Here is a 17,855-nt window from a genome sequence, read left to right as displayed (position 1 = left end):
GTAGATTAAGGATGTCAGGGAGGAACCGATATAGCCGAAGCCGCCGCTTCGTGAGAGAAGGTTAACATTCATGCCGGACTTGGCAGATAAGTAGGCAACCACCGTTCCAAGCAAACCCGCGACGAGTATCGCATAAGCAGAGGAAATCATCGCATTAATCGCGCCAAATTTAAGCGCCATCACACTTCCCATTTGAAAATAAAAAATAGCTGTCGCAATTCCGAATGTAATGTTCGTGATGCTCAACCAGCCTTTAGTACGGTCCTTTCGAGGGACCCGGTCCAAAGAATAATCATCGGCAGGGGCAATCGTCGTCTCGTCAATATTTTGTTGTGTCTGATGGATACGCAACCAACTCCTTTTCTTATATTTTTGGGACAACTCTATAAGCATAACAATAAAATCATGCGTTATCAAATTTATATTTTGGAAGTCTATAGATTGGAATTATCTTTTTAGTGATGAAATGAACTTATTTTTTATTAAAAAATAAATTTTTATGTAGATTTTTGTGTTGTGGGTGAATAAGCTATGTCTCTCTTTTGTTCAGAAAATGTTCAGAGTCGACTAGTAAAATGGTGTTAGGTCTATAGACTGTCTTCTATTCAGTCTAACCTCATACATGAACAGTAGGCGGTGGAAGTGTAAGAACTATACATAAGTACATTTGGCGAACGGTGTCAGAACTAAGAACAGAGAGAGGGTTATTACAAGTATGCGAATGAACAGATGGGTAAAAGTTTTCCTGGTTTTCGTCTTAATTGTCCAGCCGATCTACATGGGTGGTTTTGGGAAGCAGGCGACAGCCAGTGTGCAAGTTTTTGCAGCAGGCGATGGATCGGCAGCAGATCCGTACCAGATTACTACACCTGAACAGTTAAACGAAGTCAGGAATTATTTGAGCAATCATTTTGTCCTGATGAACGATATTGATCTAAGCGCGTATGAAAATTGGGAGCCAATCGGTGGTACGAGCCATCCGACTAATTCCCCCGCCGCTTATTTTACGGGAAGTTTTGAAGGGGCGGGACATACGATTCGCAATTTGCGAATTAAGCGAATAGACTCCGCTCATGTGGGTTTATTTGCGAGTCTGAATAATGCCGTCATCCAAAATGTGAATTTGGAAAACGTAGATATAGAAGGCCACCGGTATGTCGGTGGACTGGCGGGAGACCAAATTTCGGGAAAAGTCTCCAATGTTTCGGTTTCAGGAAAAATAGTTGGACCTAATAATGATCCAGCTATGGAAGAGAAATTTGGCGGTTTGATTGGTAACCATGTATCAGGTTATATTTCTGATAGTTCAGCGCATGTGGATGTAATTGGATACACCAATGTAGGTGGTCTGGTTGGGCAAAGTTTAGGTACAGTCGAACGGAGCTTTGCCACAGGTTCTGTAACCGGGACCACTTCCATTGGCGGACTTGTCGGTTCTTCTCGTACAGAAGCAGACTCACATATTATTAATAGTTATGCGACTGGAACTGTCACTGGCCAAGCATTTTTAGGCGGTCTTATCGGTTACGGGTATGGTGCAGATATTAAAAACAGCTATGCAGTCGGTAATCTTATTAAGACAAATCCCAACGGCAGTGGCGTGGGGGGCCTTGTTGGCATTGGAGACCCCTCCATTACTAATAGTTTTTATGACAATACAGTCACTCCTGAATCGAACGATAAAGGAACTGGTAAAACAACAGAAGAAATGCAAATTAAAGAAACATTCACAGGGTGGGACTTCGACTCGATTTGGAATTGGGACTCCGGGGTTAATAACGGCAATCCATTCCTACGCCCAATCGAGTTGCCAGAAAACCAACCGGTTGAGAAGCCGGCTGCTCCTGAAGTTTCAGCAGATGATGAAACAAATCGCATCATTGGAATGGATGAAACGATGGAATACTCCGTGGATAATGGAGAAACCTGGATCGATGTCGTATTGGAACATGAGCCAGTTTTCACAGGGGATGTAACGGTTCTCATCCGTATTCGGGAAACTGGGACATCACCAGCGGGTGAGGTCACAAGAATTTATTTCACCGAAGATCCAAAAGTAGACGAGGGAGTGCAGCTAACACGCACAAAATCCGTATTTGCTGGAGACAATATCTCTTTCTTGCTAGATGAGGAGAATCGCTTATGGTCTCTTGGCAGCAATGGTTCAGGAAGACTTGGAATTGGAAAGAACGATATGGAATTGGGGAAAGTCAATATTCCTGTCCAAGTGAATGTTGTAGCCAACATTGTTAGTGTCAGTGCCTACAAGTTCCATGTGGCAGCCATTGATGCGACAGGTGAGTTGTATACGTGGGGAGCTAACGATAAGAAACAGCTTGGACTCGGCAGCGCAGCTTTACAAGTGAATACACCTGAAAAAGTGGAGACAGATGCAACGGGCGCTGATTTTGGCAACGTCGTGTCTGTTGCTACGGGTCTTTGGCATACTCTTGCTGTCAAAGCAGACGGTACGGTTTGGGCATGGGGCAATAATGAAAGTGGCCAGCTCGGAACAGGAGATAATTCTTCTTTTGAAAAACCAGTTCAAATCGCAGGGTTGCAAAACATCGTGGCAGTCGCCGTTGCGGACAGAACTTCCATGGCTTTAGACAAAGATGGTCATGTATGGACTTGGGGAAATAATACGAATGGTCAATTGGGACATGGAAATAAATTCTCGCTCAATCAACCGAAACGCATGGATAGTCTCAGCGATGTGAAAGAAATTGAAATGGAAGATTATCATGTGGCTGTATTGAAAAATGACGGCACAATCTGGTCATGGGGGAACAATGCCTATGGCAAGCTTGGCAATGGAACAACAGTTGAATCTTTAACGCCAGTCCAAGCAAAAAATGTAAGCGGCATTCAGACGATGGATGCAGGCACGAGTCAAACAGTAGCACTTGACAGCGAAGGGCATGTTTGGTCTTGGGGTATGAACGGTTACGGATTGCTTGGCCATCCTGAAGTGGAGGGAGATGTGCTTGAGCCAGCCAAGATTAGCGGTCTTGAACCTATTCTTTCTATTTCTACAGGCCCATATCATACACTCCTAGAAAAAGAGAATCATACTTTCTGGGGAATGGGAATGAATATGAGTGGGGCGATTGGGCTAGAAAAAGATAAGCAGGTAATGCCAGTAGAAATTTATTTTGCTTCGACCATCCCAGATCAAAAGGCGATTGAACTTGTGAAAGAACAGCTGGCGATCGGCTATATACAAGGCGATTCTGCTAAATCGGTGACAGGCAATCTGTCCTTTGCGGCAGGTGATTACGGGACAGTCATCACATGGGATACAAACCAGCCAGCCGTAATTGAAGCAAATGGAACAGTTCATCGGCCTGCAGAAACGGGACATAATGAGCAGGTCACGATCACCGCAACCATTTCAAGAAATGAAGCAACGGTGACTAAGGAATTCAATGTAACTGTGAAAAAGGCGAACTCCTGGGTGAGGGATTTTGAAATGTTCACCAAGGTAAGCGACTTGGAATTTGACACAGCAGGCAATGTGTATGTCATCCATAATGGTGAGCTGCTGAAAAAATTGTCTGGTTCAGATGAATGGATACCGATGTCGGATGAGACAAGCAGTGGTTTATTGGATGTGGCTATTACTTCTGATGGCACCATCTATGCAGTACAGAGCCATTATGAAGATTATCGAAATGCAAACCGTTTGTTAAAGTGGTCAGGCGAAGGCTGGGCCCTCGTCGAGGACGGATTAGGCCATACATCTGGCATTACGTCTTCCGGCAAAGACTTGTATGCCTTCGGTTATACGTATGGAGATGGCCAGCTTGTTCGCGGTGTAAAGATGGTGAATGAAAACGGCGTCTTAGATCGTACGGGAGACCGCACGTTTGCCGATCTTTCCTCTATTGCAACGGATGAGAAAGGAGCCGTCTACCTTTACGAGCGGGCAAGCGGGTCAGAGCGGCCGCAAACTCTCTATAAATTAGTGGAGGATGCCTGGAGTCCGTTTGGCATGCAAAATGTCGGAACAAAAATTATCTCATTAATTGATGTGGATACAGAAGGCAACTTATACGCGGTAGGCTATGATCAAAGCTTACAATCCATCGTTTTATGGAATGGCGTACTGCAGGATCAAACAGTCGACGTAGTGGATACGGAAGATAGCATGACCTTCTATAATCCATCTTCCATTAAAAAATATGGTGACTGGATATATGTTGTGACGCCTAAAGGAATCTACAAGAAAAAAGTCGGTTCTGGCAGTGAAGAGAACGGGGGTACAACGCCGCCTGATCAGGGAGGATCGACACCGCCAACAAATGGTGGCGGGGAAAATCCGACTACACCTCCTGGCAATGGAGGAACGGATCCGAATCCGCCAAGCAACGGAGGTTCAAACCCAACTCCGCCGAGTACTGGAGGTGGGGGCACGAAACCAACTCCTCCAAATAACGAGGATGTTGAAAAGCCGTCTAGGCCTGAGCCTGAAGTTCCTGCTCCATCTAAACCGACAACGGAACAGATTGTAGTTGATGTAGACGGGGAAGATGGTTCAAACCTGACGACAACACCGATTACCCGTACAACGGAAACCGACGGAACCGTGAAAGATAAGGTGTCCATGTCCGAGGAAATTGCGAAAGACACAGTTAGCAAAGCAAAGGAAAAAGGTATGGATACGGCGCGGATCATCATTCCGGACAAGGATGATAAGGTCTCCGAAATCACTGTAGAAATTCCTAAATCCGCATTGAAACAATTAAAAGAAGGCAAGTTGAATGTGGAAATTGTGACAGCTAATGGCATGATCTCCATTCCTGCCTCTTCTATCACTAGTTTCGAGGACGACTTATATTTCCGAATCATCCCTATCAAGTCGGCATCCGAACAGAAGAAGGTCGAAGAACGGGCGAAAGCGGAGAAGCTGATTCAGGATGCGATTCAAAACAATACCGTCCAAGTGCTTGGCCGTCCGATGGAAATTGAAACAAATATGCAGAAACATACGGTATCAATTGTTCTTCCAATCGAAGATAACTTGCCGAAGGATGAGGCAAAGCGAAAAGAGATCGTTGACCATCTTGGCATTTTCATCGAGCATAGCGACGGAACAAAGGAATTAATTGCGGGGAAACTCGTGAAGACGACAGATGGTTCTGCCGGTATTAAGTTTTCTGTTACAAAGTTCAGTACGTTTACGATGGTTTATTTAGAAGGTTGGAATGATGATCAGCTGGAAAGTGCAGATCCGATTGTCCATCAACCGTATATTTATGGGGATGCCGGCAAGTTTCGACCGAATGCATTTGTCTCACGTGCACAGATGGCGGCCATGCTCGCAAGGAATTTGGACAAGCAGGGTACAGCTGATGTTACTCCTTACGGCGATGTGAAGCAAAGCCATTGGGCGTATGACAACATTATGCAGGTGAAGAAAGAGGGCATAATGAAAGGCGTCTCTTCTTCGAAGTTTAATCCGAAGGGCGACGTGACACGCGGACAAATGGCGCTCATCGCTTATCGTTGGATTCAGCAGGAATGCAAAAATGATGCTTCTGTATCAAGCTATTGCGATTCACTTAAAGTGAGTGGGAAAGCAGGCTACAAAGATATCTCGAAACAACATCAGGCGTATGAAGCCATAGCTGTTTTGAAAGCAAATAACATTATGACGGGGTTCGAGGATGGCACATTCCGTCCAAATGAAAAATTGAAGCGTGCCCAAGCCGTGAAGGTATTAAACCGGCTCTTCAATCGCGGCCCTCTGACGGGAGTAGATCACTCACTATTCCAAGACGTGCCTGCCACCCACTGGGCATTTGAAGAGATCGCGGAAGCTGCGATGGAGCATACGGCCATACGAAATGAGCAAGGTAAGGAAAGACTGCAATAATGGCAGATGGAAGGGGGCGGCTCTACTTGAGAGTCACCTCCTTCTTTTCTATATTGATGAATAGGAAAGTGTAGAGTAAAATGTTTGCTATTACTAGAAAAATAGATAGTTCACTCTGTAATAAAGGAATAATAAAATGAAAAAATCAGTCACCATATGGAGTCTCCTGCTTTTTATCGGCAGTTTTGTTCTGTTTAATCTATACACAGGTGAGTATGATGCCTATTCGCCGCTTGCGAAAAATGGAATTCTTGATTTACGGGAATACCGCCTTGAAGAAGGGGCGGTTGAACTGAATGGAGAATGGGAATTTGTTCCGGATCAGTTGCTCGATCCATCCACTTTTGATGAGAAGCTGGCTCAGGCAGTCCAAGTGCCTTCCCTTTGGACCGAATATACGGTAGCTGGTGAACGCATGCCGAAATATTCGAAAGGGACCTACCGTTTGCGTATTTTACTTCCTGAACCCGGTTCCATACTTGGAATTAAGACAACCAACATCCGCATGTCCAATGCCATCTTTGCGGATGGAAAGGAGATTGGGAGCAGCGGAAAACCAGGTGACGAAAGCTCCTATTCCCCCTACAATACGCCGTACACTGCTTATTTTCATGCGGATCGAAACGACGTTGAATTGGTGGTCCAAGTGGCAAATTATGATTATGCCACGGGAGGAGGAATCATTGGTTCCATTTATTTTGGCGATCAGGAGAGTATTGAGAAACTCAACGAAAGCTTTTTAGTCTATGACTGGGTGACGATCACAGCGTTTTTTGTCATGTTTGTCTTCTTTTTGGGCAGTTATTTGCAATTTAGAACGCCTATCGAACTACTTCACTTTTCATTGTTCTGTTTGTCGGTCGCGCTTTACTCGGCTTCTCATAACAACAAAGTCATTATGTCGGTGTTCAAAGACTTGCCGTATGAGGTGTTCCAGTTTATACAAGCCTCATCCAGCCTCTTATTCGGTGCCTTTCTTCTTCTTTATTTCTACTTCTCTTTTAAACAATATGCACATGTCGTGGTCGTGAAATGTCTTTGCATCTTAGGCGGTGTGCTGCTGGGATCCGCTCTTTTGCCTGTTCGGATCTACTCAGAACTTCAAATAACCTATTCGTTTTTTCTCTTTCTGGTCATTTGCTATATATTTTATTTGCAATACAAAGCGATACGAAATAACTCCGTCGGCGCTGTTTATCTGACAATCAGCTCCGTCGCCATATTCATCTATTTCATTGTGGGAACACTCAATGTCATTAGCAATTATCAATTGATCATTTTGCCGCCTGTCCTTCCCTTTATTATTCTGACAATGCTCTCTCTGTTCATTGCCAATCGCTTCTCGCATTCTTTCTCAAAGAAAGAAGAGCTATCCAATGCACTCATTAAAGTGGATAAGCTAAAGGATGAATTTTTGGCAAGCACTTCCCATGAATTTTTGACTCCTTTGCACGGAATTATTGCCATTTCCCAGTCCATGTTGGATAACAAAGAGGGTCAGATGACGAGTCGCGACAAAGAGGATTTAGAGTTAATCAATACGATTGCGGAGCGATTATCTAATTTGGTGAAAGATATTCTCGACTACTCAAAATTGCAGCAAGGTGAACTGCGCTTGTCACGTAGTTCTGTCGATTTGCATTCCATTACCCATGTTGCAGTCAAAGTGTTTGAGCATCTTGTCGATAAAGATATTCAGTTGGTCAATGCAATACCGAAAGGGCAGTATGTGTTGGCGGACGAAGGAAGACTGCGGCAAATTCTATACAATCTGCTAGATAACGCAGTGAAATATACCGAACGGGGAAGGATCGAAGTAAGTTGCCTTGTACAGAACGGACTTGTAGTTATTCAAGTAAGTGATACAGGGATCGGCATACCGAAAGAACATTTCGCTACATTGTTCGAACCCTTCCAGCAGTTTGAAAACTCGATCGGTGGAACGGGGCTAGGTTTAAGTGTGACGAAACAGCTAGTGGAGATCCAGGGAGGTCAAATCAAAGTAGCCTCAGCTGTCGGAGAAGGGACGACTTTCTCCTTTACATTGCCTGCAGCAATTCGGAGCAAATCATCTGCAGCCTTCGAGCCTGCGAAACACAACACTGACAAGCAAACTATCTATTTTTCTCTGCCGTATCGAAAGAAGAAAGGTGATAAGAGAATATTGATAGCGGACGACAATCATGTGAATTTGAAAGTCCTGATCGATGTGCTTGAATCAGAATCTTATTCGGTCATTGCCGTGGATAACGGAGAAGCGGTGCTTGCTGAAGTTCAAAGTGACCCAGAGATCGACTTGATCATTTTAGATATTATGATGCCGGGCTTATCGGGATATGAAGTAAGCGAGCAGGTCAGGAAAATCTATCAGCCTACAGAATTGCCAATCTTAATGTTGACAGCGGCCATTAACCCAGACGACATGATTGCCGCTTTCCAATCCGGGGCAAATGACTTTTTGCATAAGCCCTTCGCCTCTTCTGAACTAAAGACGAGAATTCGGAACCTTCTTCTTATGAAGGAATCGTCCGAAGCGATTACGAAAATGGAAGTTGCTTTTTTGCAGGCGCAAATTAAACCGCATTTTATATACAACGTTTTAAATACGATCTTATCTTTAAGCTATACAGATATCGGCAAAGCCCGTTCCTTGATTAACGACTTTGCCACGTTTTTAAGAGGAAGCTTTGCTTTTGAAAACACAAGTCAGCTCGTCCCTTTGGAAAGGGAGTTATCATTAATCAAATCCTATGCGAACATTCAACAAATCCGCTTTCCTGAAAAAATGGTATTGGATGTTCATGTAGAAGATGGCCTTCAATGTTTGATTCCGCCGCTGCTATTGCAGCCGCTTGTTGAAAATGCCATATTACATGGATTACGGAACACGAATGTGCAAGGTGTTGTTTCGGTCGCGGCGAAACGAACGGAGAATCAAGTGTTGTTCCGAGTGATAGATAACGGAGCAGGATTTCAGAAGGAAGAATTAGAGCGAGTGTGGGAGATGGACGAAATGCATCGCCGCGGAGTGGGATTATGGAATATTGCCAAGCGGCTGAAGCATTTTGAACAGGCTTCCATTACGATTCAAAGTGAAGGACAAGGGACAACCGTTGATATTGTATTTCCGTTCATAAAAGAGAAACAGAAAGGAAGAGCCGACTTTGCTTAAAGCCATGTTAATAGACGATGAAGTGCTGGCGTTGTCATTGCTGGAAGCGATGCTTACAGAGGTTGGGGGAGTGGAAGTGCTCGGTGCATTCACAGATCCTATAGAAGGATTGCGGCAAGTAAAGCTTCTCGAACCAGATGTATTGTTTCTGGATATTGAAATGGCTCAACTAACCGGGCTAAAATTGGCCGAGAGCGTCAACATTCATACGACCGACATCGTCTTTGTGACCGCATATGATCACTATGCCTTGGAAGCCTTTTCCGTACAGGCGTTGGATTACATTTTGAAACCGATCGACAAAATGCGCTTACAGAGAGCGGTGGAACGTTTACGGAACCGGAAATTTGGTGAGATGCAACAGCCAAAAAAGCATTCAATGGTACAAGTCCGATTATTAGGCAGCTTCGAATTGATCGGAACCGAACAACAGCCAATCAAGTGGCGAACAAAGAAAGTGAAGGAACTATGCGCTTTTTTGATTCACCATGGGCAAGCTGTCCATCGCGATGCAGTCATCGAAGCCCTCTGGCCTGATACCCCAGTAGAAAAGGCTTCGACGCTGCTTCATACGACAATCTACCAATTGCGGAAAGCCTTCAAGGAGGCTGACATTGAGCATCCTATCCGATTTACTGACGAACGATATAAATTGGCAGTCGAGATGGAAATTGACGCGGAGTTGTTAGTTCAATATATGGAAGCAGGGGAAATCGAAGCACTTCTTGAACTTTCTCATCAGGACTATTTAGCAAAGGAAGATTATCCTTGGGCCACGGCAAGGCGGGAGACTCTTCAAAAGCAAATCACTCAAGTTTTAGAGAAGTTTATTCAATCGGCTGCAGAGCCTGTTAAGAGAGAACCTGTCTTTAAGAAGGCATTGGGTAGGTTAATCGCGTTTTATCCTTGGGAGGAGCGGTACGTGCTTGAGCTTTTGAAGTGTCTCGTTGAAGAGGGCAAACAGAACGAGGCGTTTGATACGATTGAGATATTTCAGAGAGACTTGGCTTCAGAACTTGGGATGGTGCCAAGTGAAGAGTTTGAGGAAGCGGTTGGGCGTTTGTTGACAGGGGGGTGACTTCCTGTGTATGCACGGGTGTCTGTGGCGTATGCTCGGTTGAGGCCCTGGTATGCGCGGGTGCCCGTGTCTTATGCGCGGTTATGGCCCCGGTATGCGCGGGTGCCCGTGTATTATGCGCGTTTGTGGCTCCGGTATGCGCGGGTATCCGTGTCTTATGCGCGTTTGTGGCTCCGGTATGCGCGGGTGTCCGTGTATTATGCGCGTTTGTGGCTCCGGTATGCACGGGTGCCTGTGTTTATGCTCGGCTATCTCCGTTCTATGGATTAGGTAAAGCATAAGAACCCTATCTGCCATTTCTAACAAACAAAAAAGTATATTGACACGAATTATCAAAATTGTTATCCTAGTTTCAATCCCGTTTCTTGCGGGGATGAATAAAACATTTCCGGGTAGAGACGATGAGAACCCGGCGAAGCCAGTCATGCAGCCTGTTCAGGGCCTTGCATTTTTTAGGCTTTGCCGGGTTTTTTGTGTTCATCAAAGGGGGGAGCTTGGAGACGCAGGCAGGCAGCAGGGGAAGTACCATAGATGAGTTTGAAGAAGATTAATGGAAAAGGGGAGTATGTATGGCATTCGATTATTTGGATTCGCCTGCAGACGCAAAGAAACTGGAGAAGTTTCAGCGCAAGGTGAAGATTGTTTCGGCGGGGGGAACGTTCCTAGACGGCTTTGATTTGACGATCATTGCAGTTGCAATGCCGCTTATTTTAAAACAGTGGAGTATTTCGCCAGGGGAACAGAGCTTCCTGACGGCTTCGGCGATTATTGGTTCGTTTATCGGGGCGGCGTGGCTCGGCCGGTTGACGGATTCATTTGGCCGGAAAGCGATGATTACGATCGATTTGATCGCGTTTGTTTTATTTGCAGTTTTGACAGCGGTTGCACCGAATGTGCTGTGGCTTATTGTCTTCCGATTTTTACTTGGTATTGGGATTGGGGCGGACTATCCGATTTCCGCGACACTTGTTTCTGAGTTCAGTTCGACCAAAAATAGGGGTAAGCAGGGAACGTTCCTTGCGGCGATGTGGTTTGTCGGTGCGGTTGTCGCTTATGTGAGTGGTATTCTATTTGCTCCTCTTGGTGACCATGCATGGCGTTATATGTTCTTATTGGGCGCGATTCTGGCTTTGATTATCTTCTTGTTCCGGATTGGTTTGCCGGAATCTCCGCGTTGGCTTGTTTCCAAAGGCCGTGAAAAGGAAGCGCAAGATGTTATTTTCAATATCACGGGCAGCAAAGTAGAGTTGAAACCGGAACCGGAAACGAAGAAGGTTCCACTTAGCTTATTGTTCTCTAAAAAGTTGATTAAACGAACTATATTTGTATCAGGATTCTGGTTCTGCTATTCCACTTCGTACTATGGTATTTCGATGTATACACCGACTATTTTGTCTGCGTTTACACAAGGAGATCTACATAAGACTTATGTTGCTTCTTCCATCGTCAGTATTCTCGGACTGTGTGGGGCCATCATTGGTATGAATCTCGTGGAACGGTGGGGACGTCGTCCGTTGCTGATTACGTCATTCGCAGGTTTGACAGCGGGTCTTGCGGTTCTGACTTTCAATCCGCACCCGACTCTAGTATTCTTGGTTGTACTATTTAGTATCGCCGTTCTCTTCGCTAACATGGGTGGCGGTATCTTGAATTTCGTTTATCCGACGGAACTGTTCCCGACGAGCCTTCGGGCAGGGGCATCCGGATTTGCGACTTCTGTTAGCCGGATCGGATCCATCATGGGCGTTTTGGTCTTCCCGAATGTTGTAGCTATATGGGGCAATTCCGCTGCGCTTGGCGTTTTTGCCGGCGTCGCACTGATTGGCCTTCTGATCACGTATACGCTTGCACCGGAAACGAAGGGCATTAAGCTGGAAGAAATTAATGCAGAGTTTGAAACAGCGAAAGACTGAATTAAAAGGAGGAATATAAGATGGAAAAATGGCTAAGTCTTTGGTCGGCCGGCCAGGAAAAGACAGCGGAAGATATGGCGGCATTAAAAAACGCCGGATTTGCCGGCGTCGAAATTTGGGCAGAGCATCTCACGGCTGAGAAGGATATGGAGCTGGCGAAGGAAGCAGGACTGAAAATCGGTTTGCACCTTCCTTTTCATGATTTGAATCTGGCCTCCCCTTTTAAAGAAGTAGAAGATTTGATTTTCCGTGTGAATCAGGAATGGCTTGAAAAGCTTCAGGCCTATGGAGGAGGACATGCTGTCATTCATGGCGGCATGGCATGGGCTTCAGAAGGTGAGGAAGAGGCAAAGCGCCTTGTTATCGATCGCCTCACCCGCATTCGTCAAATGGCGGAAGAGCTTGGCTGCACGATATTATTTGAAAACCAAATACCGGACGGGTTGAACTATACACATATTTTCCCTTCGTCCGTCGATGAATGGCTCGAGATTTTGGATGCTACCGGTACAGCAGCATGTCTGGATACTGGCCATCTGGCAGTACTTGGCGCACCGCTGGAAGAAACGGTAGCTCGCTTAGAAAAGCGTCTCGTTTCTGTCCATTTCTCTGACAATGATGCAAAGGGAGATTTGCATCAATTGCCTGGTGAAGGCGTCACGGGACTGGATACGGCAAAACTCATGCACATTCTGAACGAAAACGACTTTGACGGACCAATTGTGTTTGAAATCAATCCATACACATATACTTTGGAAGATATCATTCGGCATCCATCTGCGCAATTTTCGAATTGATGACAGAGTGTCAGGATGAGCGGATTAGGGGGTGAGCGGATGGAATGGTTACAGTTAGCTGATATTGAAATGCTTACAAAGCTTAGTATTTCGGCGGTTCTTGGTCTGGTAATCGGGTTGGAGCGAGAGCTGAAGCGCAAGCCGCTTGGGTTGAAAACGAGTCTCGTCATTTCGATTATCAGCTGTTTGCTGACCATCGTTTCTGTGGAAGCGGCCTATACGTTCCCGGGCAGTGAAGATGTCCGGATTCAGATGGATCCGCTCAGACTGGCAGCGCAAATCGTGTCCGGAATCGGTTTTCTTGGCGCAGGGGTTATCTTGCGCCGGGATAACGAGCGGATATCCGGCCTGACGACGGCGGCAATGATATGGGGAGCAGCAGGAATCGGTATAGCGGTTGGAGCGGGATTTTACATCGAAGCGGTTTTCGGTGTGCTCCTCCTGCTCATTGGTGTGGAACTGATTCCGCTTCTCGTCATCCGTTTTGGGCCGAAACACTTAAAAAGAAGAGATTTAACGATCCGTGTTATCGTCAGTCAGCCTAAAGGCATTGAGACGGTGATGGATGAACTCAAGAGACAGAAGTTCTTTATCTCGCAGTCTAGAATTAAGGATTTGCAAGGGGAAGAGCAGCAGTTGATCGAAGTGAAAACAAGGGTGAATGTGAGACATTCGGTACCCCAAATCTACACAATGATCAAGAAAATCGATTATGTGCAAAACGTAGAAATTATTAGCTGACAGCGAGGGGAGCAGGTTGACAAAAGGTTTTATTTTTGATCTGGATGGAACGATTTACTTGGATGATAACACGATTCCTGGCGTTCCGGAAGCTATCCAGGCATTGAAAAACAGAGGGGACAAAGTCGTCTTTTTGACGAATAAATCAATTGCCCGCCGTACGGATTATGTTACAAAACTAAATCGCATGGGAATTGAAGTAGAGTTGGATGAGGTGATTAATTCCAACTACATTACAGCCCACTATTTGAGAAACAATATGGCGGCTGGCGATACTGCCTACGTGATCGGTGAGCAGCCTTTGTTCGATGAATTGCAGGAAGCTGGCATTCAGCTCGCATCTGAAGCGGCAGATGCGTCCCATGTCGTACTCGGATGGGATCGCCAGTTCAACTATGAGAAATTAAATGATGCGTTCCAGGCTTGGCGGAACGGGGCAGATATTATTGCGACGAACCCAGACCGAACGTGTCCGGTAGAAGGTGGAGAAATTCCTGACTGTGGCGCGATGATCGGTGCGTTAGAAGGGGCGACAGGGGAGCCTGTGAAACAGATTACGGGCAAACCCTCAGCTTTAATGTCCTCGTATGTATTAGAGCAAGTTTTAAAGATGGAAGCGGACCAATGTTATATGGTCGGTGACCGCTTAGAAACCGATATTCGGATGGCGAACGAAGCCGGCATACATTCTGTTTTGGTGATGACTGGCATTACGACTTCCGCTATGCTGGAAGCCGCAACAGACCGTCCTTCGTATGTGCTGGAAAGCGTGCGGGATATCGCTTCTTTATAAATCGAAATTCCACATGGCAGGATTGCCGGAAGAAACAGCTAGTGCACCCGCTTCCAGTGCGGCATGAACCTCTGAAATATCAGTGATGAGCCCGCCGGCGATAATGGGGTAATCGAGTTCGCTGCACAGCTGATCAATGATTTTTGGCATGATGCCTGGCAGGATTTCAACGGCATCCGGCTTGCATGATTTCACCATTTCAATTCCTTTATTAATGGCACCCCAATCCAGCAGGAAAATACGCTGAATCGTCTGCAATCCGACTTCATTCGCCATTTTTACAATATGGCTTTTCGTAGTAATAATGCCGGTAGGGTTCCAATACTCCTTTACATAGCTAAGTGCATTTTTGGAGTTGGAAAGCCCGTCAATAAAGTCGAGATGGAGAAAGACATGCTTATTAGCTGCCCGTAATTGTTTTATGTATTCAGCGATCGTCATCAAGTTTCCTGTCAAAAGGAATACGATGTTAGAGTTGGACGTTAGCGCCGCTTGCAAATCCTCTTCACTTTTGACGGATGCGATCATTTGGGACTCGACCATATCGACTAGACGCAAGTTGTTTCATCCTTTCTTGTAGATAGCCTATTCCTATACTATCACAAGGAAAGTACGAAAATATAGAATAGAATATTAGGTCAAAGAGTAAAGAGAAGGCCATTACAATCCCCGCATTTTTTGCAGGGCTCTTGTGATGGCCATTTTCTATGAAGGAGCGTGTTAGATTTGAAAACTTTTTCATATCAGGATCGGAAAGCTAGCTTAGCTGCAATGGATAATCGACACTACGACGTGGTCATTGTCGGAGGCGGGATCACGGGTGTCGGCATTGCCCTTGACTGTGTCTCCAGAGGGCTTAAGACGGCTTTGATTGAGATGCAGGATTTTGCTGCAGGCACGTCAAGCCGGTCGACAAAATTGGTCCATGGGGGCTTGCGTTATTTAAAGCAGTTTGAAGTCGGCATGGTGGCAGAAGTCGGCAAAGAGCGTGAAGTGGTGTATCGCAACGCGCCGCATGTGACGCATCCTGAGTGGATGTTGCTGCCAATTTATAAGAAAGGGACGTTCGGTAAGTATTCTACATCGGTCGGGCTAAAAGTATATGATTTTCTCGCGGGCGTTAAAAAGAACGAACGCCGAAAAATGCTTGATCGGAAGCAGACATTGAGCCGGGAACCATTGCTGAATGAAAGAGGATTGCTGGGCAGTGGATATTACGTGGAATATCGGACAGATGATGCACGTCTGACCATTGAAGTGGCGAAGAAAGCGGCGGAGCTTGGAGCAGACCTTATTAATTATGCAAAAGCCGAAGCGTTTATTTACAATGGCCAGGGGCAAGTGAGCGGCTTGTATTTCGTAGATACGTTAACCGGGACCCGCTACAGGATCCAAGGCACCCGAATCGTCAACGCAACGGGACCTTGGGTGGAAAGTGTTATCGGAATGGATCGGAAAATAGAAGGGAAGAGCCTGTTTCATTCCAAAGGGGTTCATATCGTCATCGATAGTCGGAAGTTCCCGCTGCGCCAGGCAGTCTATTTCGATACGCCGGACGGACGGATGGTCTTCGCGATTCCGCGGAACGGAAAAGCGTATATCGGGACAACGGACACCGAATACACGAGCGATCTGCAACATCCGCATGCAACCGAAGAGGATATTGACTACTTGCTCGAGTCCATCCACTTCATGTTCCCGGATGTCCAGGTCGGAAGAAGAGACGTGGAATCGACATGGGCTGGCGTCAGGCCGTTGATCCGCCAGGAAGGGAAAGGACCGTCTGAGATTTCAAGAAAAGATGAAATTTGGACTTCCGAAACGGGCCTAATCACCATTGCTGGGGGCAAGCTGACCGGCTACCGGAAAATGGCGGAAACAGTGACGGATCTGTTATGTGAACAATTGGAGTCGGAAGGGGTTTCGTGCAAGAAATCCGTGACGAAGGAACTTCGGTTGTCCGGCGGTGATTTCCATGATCCGCAGGAGTATGATCCATTTATTGCAGCGGAATCGAGAAAGCTTGCGACGCTCGGAATGTCGATTGAAGATGCGACAAGCATAGCTGCCATGTATGGGACAAATACGCAGGTGATCGCTAGTTTAGCGGATCAGGTAAATCGGGATTCTCCATTGCCTTTATCCATTCAACTCGTTTTGCAATACGCAATGGAATACGAGATGGCGTTGACGCCTGTCGACTTCTTCATGCGGCGGACGGGTGCTGTATTCTTTGATATCGAGTGGGTGCGAAAATGGAAGCACGATGTCATCGAATATATGGCAGATCGCATGGAATGGACGCCGGGAGAAACGATGCAGTATGCGCGGGCGTTGGATGAACGATTGACTGAAGCAGTGAATGAATAAATACAAAAAACAACCGGATTCCTTACCATTGGGGATCCGGTTGTTTTTTATTTGAGATACCTCGTGGAAACGGACCCAATCAACACAAAAAAAGCCCGTATTGTCAAAGGATATTGAAAACAAATTCGCGAGTCGGTAAAGTCAAAGCATTGTTATTGATTCCGAACAGGGAAGTTAATTTCCCCACGTCGGCAAGGAGGATAGGAAATGACCGCGGTTGTAGCGATAACGGAAGAAACGTTTGCTAGAGAAGTGTTCAATAGCGAAGTGCCGGTATTGGTCGACTTTTATGCAGACGGCTGTGGTCCATGCGAATTCATCGCTCCGATGCTGGAGGAGTTTTGCAACGAGTACAAAGGACAGATAAAAATTACCAAGTTACTTGTGGACATTGACGAAGTGCTGACGAAATCCAACGAGCTGGTGAACCGATATGAAGTCATTGGATTTCCAACACTATTGCTTTTCCGGCATGGAGAAGTGGTTTCAGCCCATTTGGGAAGTTTGAGCCGTAGTGAATTACAAGAGTTTCTTGGAACTGTTTTGAAATAAAGAAGTGCTCGTCCGGCTTAATAACGTGTTCAGCTGGATGGCGGCAAATAGAGAAAAGTAGGGGTGGGGACATGATACAGAAGTCTGTAGCAGAAAACGTAATTCAAGCGGCGCTTGAAACAGGCGGAGATTTTGCGGAGATATTCATTGAAGATAAGAGGAATTCGACGATCAGCATGATTGGTGGAGTCGTTGAACGTGCACTCGCAGGACGGGATTATGGGGTCGGCATCCGGATTCTTAAAGGGGAGTACTCTGTGTACGCCTTTACGAGTGATGACAGCGAGGAGAATTTATTGCAAGTCGCGAGATCGGCAGCGCAAGCGATCCGCAGCAACCCGATCGACGTAACGTTGAATTTCCAGAAGAAGATTATTGAAAATAAACACCATATCCGCATTCTGCCGAATTCTGTTTCGAAGAAGCAGAAGGTAGAGTGGCTCAGACGCGCGCATATGACGGCGATGTCCTTTGATCCGGTGATTGCTCAGACGACTGCGACGTTCATCGATACATTAAAAGATATTTGCATCGTCAACTCAGAGGGCTTGTTTGTCGAGG

The 17,855-nt window shown here is 46.0% G+C and carries 11 protein-coding genes and 1 pseudogene; 10 read left to right on the top strand and 2 right to left on the bottom strand.

Annotated elements, in window-relative coordinates; genetic code table 11:
- Window positions 1-351: pseudogene (locus NCCP2222_RS17070) on the bottom strand (purine-cytosine permease family protein); the annotation flags it as partial.
- A 364-nt stretch (window positions 352-715) separates the two neighbouring features.
- Between NCCP2222_RS17070 and NCCP2222_RS17065 the strand changes: the two are divergent.
- The 7 genes from NCCP2222_RS17065 (at window position 716) to NCCP2222_RS17035 (ending at window position 14,372) form a co-directional block, all read left to right on the top strand.
- Complete coding sequence (locus NCCP2222_RS17065) at window positions 716-5,878, top strand: RCC1 domain-containing protein (RefSeq protein ID WP_248513590.1); 5,163 nt, start codon at window positions 716-718, stop codon at window positions 5,876-5,878.
- Between the two features lie 136 nt (window positions 5,879-6,014).
- Window positions 6,015-9,050, top strand: a complete 3,036-nt coding sequence (locus tag NCCP2222_RS17060; protein ID WP_248513589.1) for an ATP-binding protein — start codon at window positions 6,015-6,017, stop codon at window positions 9,048-9,050.
- Window positions 9,043-10,128, top strand: coding sequence for a response regulator (locus tag NCCP2222_RS17055; protein WP_248513588.1), 1,086 nt, complete (start codon window positions 9,043-9,045; stop codon window positions 10,126-10,128). The genes NCCP2222_RS17060 and NCCP2222_RS17055 overlap by 8 nt, the downstream gene beginning before the upstream one ends.
- Before the next feature lie 569 nt (window positions 10,129-10,697).
- Window positions 10,698-12,041, top strand: coding sequence for an MFS transporter (locus tag NCCP2222_RS17050; RefSeq protein WP_248513587.1), 1,344 nt, complete (start codon window positions 10,698-10,700; stop codon window positions 12,039-12,041).
- Between the two features lie 20 nt (window positions 12,042-12,061).
- On the top strand, window positions 12,062-12,838 hold the full coding sequence (locus tag NCCP2222_RS17045) for a sugar phosphate isomerase/epimerase family protein (RefSeq protein WP_248513586.1): 777 nt from the start codon (window positions 12,062-12,064) through the stop codon (window positions 12,836-12,838).
- Between the two features lie 39 nt (window positions 12,839-12,877).
- Entirely contained in the window at window positions 12,878-13,579 is a 702-nt protein-coding gene (locus NCCP2222_RS17040; RefSeq protein WP_248513585.1) for an MgtC/SapB family protein, read from the top strand.
- Window positions 13,580-13,595: 16 nt separating this feature from the next.
- Window positions 13,596-14,372, top strand: a complete 777-nt coding sequence (locus NCCP2222_RS17035) for an HAD-IIA family hydrolase (RefSeq protein WP_248513584.1) — start codon at window positions 13,596-13,598, stop codon at window positions 14,370-14,372.
- Here NCCP2222_RS17035 and NCCP2222_RS17030 read toward each other — a convergent pair.
- Complete coding sequence (locus tag NCCP2222_RS17030) at window positions 14,367-14,930, bottom strand: glycerol-3-phosphate responsive antiterminator (RefSeq protein ID WP_248513583.1); 564 nt, start codon at window positions 14,928-14,930, stop codon at window positions 14,367-14,369. The two genes, NCCP2222_RS17035 and NCCP2222_RS17030, sit on opposite strands and share 6 nt — an antisense overlap.
- A 213-nt stretch (window positions 14,931-15,143) precedes the next feature.
- Between NCCP2222_RS17030 and NCCP2222_RS17025 the strand changes: the two genes are divergently transcribed.
- From NCCP2222_RS17025 to NCCP2222_RS17015, 3 genes are all read left to right on the top strand, one after another.
- On the top strand, window positions 15,144-16,742 hold the full coding sequence (locus NCCP2222_RS17025; protein ID WP_248513669.1) for a glycerol-3-phosphate dehydrogenase/oxidase: 1,599 nt from the start codon (window positions 15,144-15,146) through the stop codon (window positions 16,740-16,742).
- A 207-nt stretch (window positions 16,743-16,949) separates the two neighbouring features.
- Window positions 16,950-17,294, top strand: coding sequence for a thioredoxin family protein (locus tag NCCP2222_RS17020; RefSeq protein WP_248513582.1), 345 nt, complete (start codon window positions 16,950-16,952; stop codon window positions 17,292-17,294).
- A 71-nt stretch (window positions 17,295-17,365) separates the two neighbouring features.
- Window positions 17,366-17,855, top strand: a 490-nt coding sequence (locus NCCP2222_RS17015; RefSeq protein ID WP_282570729.1) for a PmbA/TldA family metallopeptidase, incomplete at its 3' end; no start/stop codon positions are given.

This window comes from Sporosarcina sp. NCCP-2222, assembly GCF_023168145.1.
Classification (GTDB): Bacteria; Bacillota; Bacilli; order Bacillales_A; family Planococcaceae; genus Sporosarcina.
Note: the sequence above shows the minus strand (reverse complement) of the source record. Positions and strands in the feature narration are given on the sequence as shown.

Excerpts from the sequence above, each read along its gene's own strand:
- NCCP2222_RS17065 (WP_248513590.1), top strand. The coding sequence starts at position 716 with ATGCGAATGAACAGATGGGTAAAAGTTTTCCTGGTTTTCGTCTTAATT.
- NCCP2222_RS17060 (WP_248513589.1), top strand. The coding sequence starts at position 6,015 with ATGAAAAAATCAGTCACCATATGGAGTCTCCTGCTTTTTATCGGCAGT.
- NCCP2222_RS17050 (WP_248513587.1), top strand. The coding sequence starts at position 10,698 with ATGGCATTCGATTATTTGGATTCGCCTGCAGACGCAAAGAAACTGGAG.
- NCCP2222_RS17045 (WP_248513586.1), top strand. The coding sequence starts at position 12,062 with ATGGAAAAATGGCTAAGTCTTTGGTCGGCCGGCCAGGAAAAGACAGCG.
- NCCP2222_RS17040 (WP_248513585.1), top strand. The coding sequence starts at position 12,878 with ATGGAATGGTTACAGTTAGCTGATATTGAAATGCTTACAAAGCTTAGT.
- NCCP2222_RS17025 (WP_248513669.1), top strand. The coding sequence starts at position 15,144 with ATGGATAATCGACACTACGACGTGGTCATTGTCGGAGGCGGGATCACG.
- NCCP2222_RS17020 (WP_248513582.1), top strand. The coding sequence starts at position 16,950 with ATGACCGCGGTTGTAGCGATAACGGAAGAAACGTTTGCTAGAGAAGTG.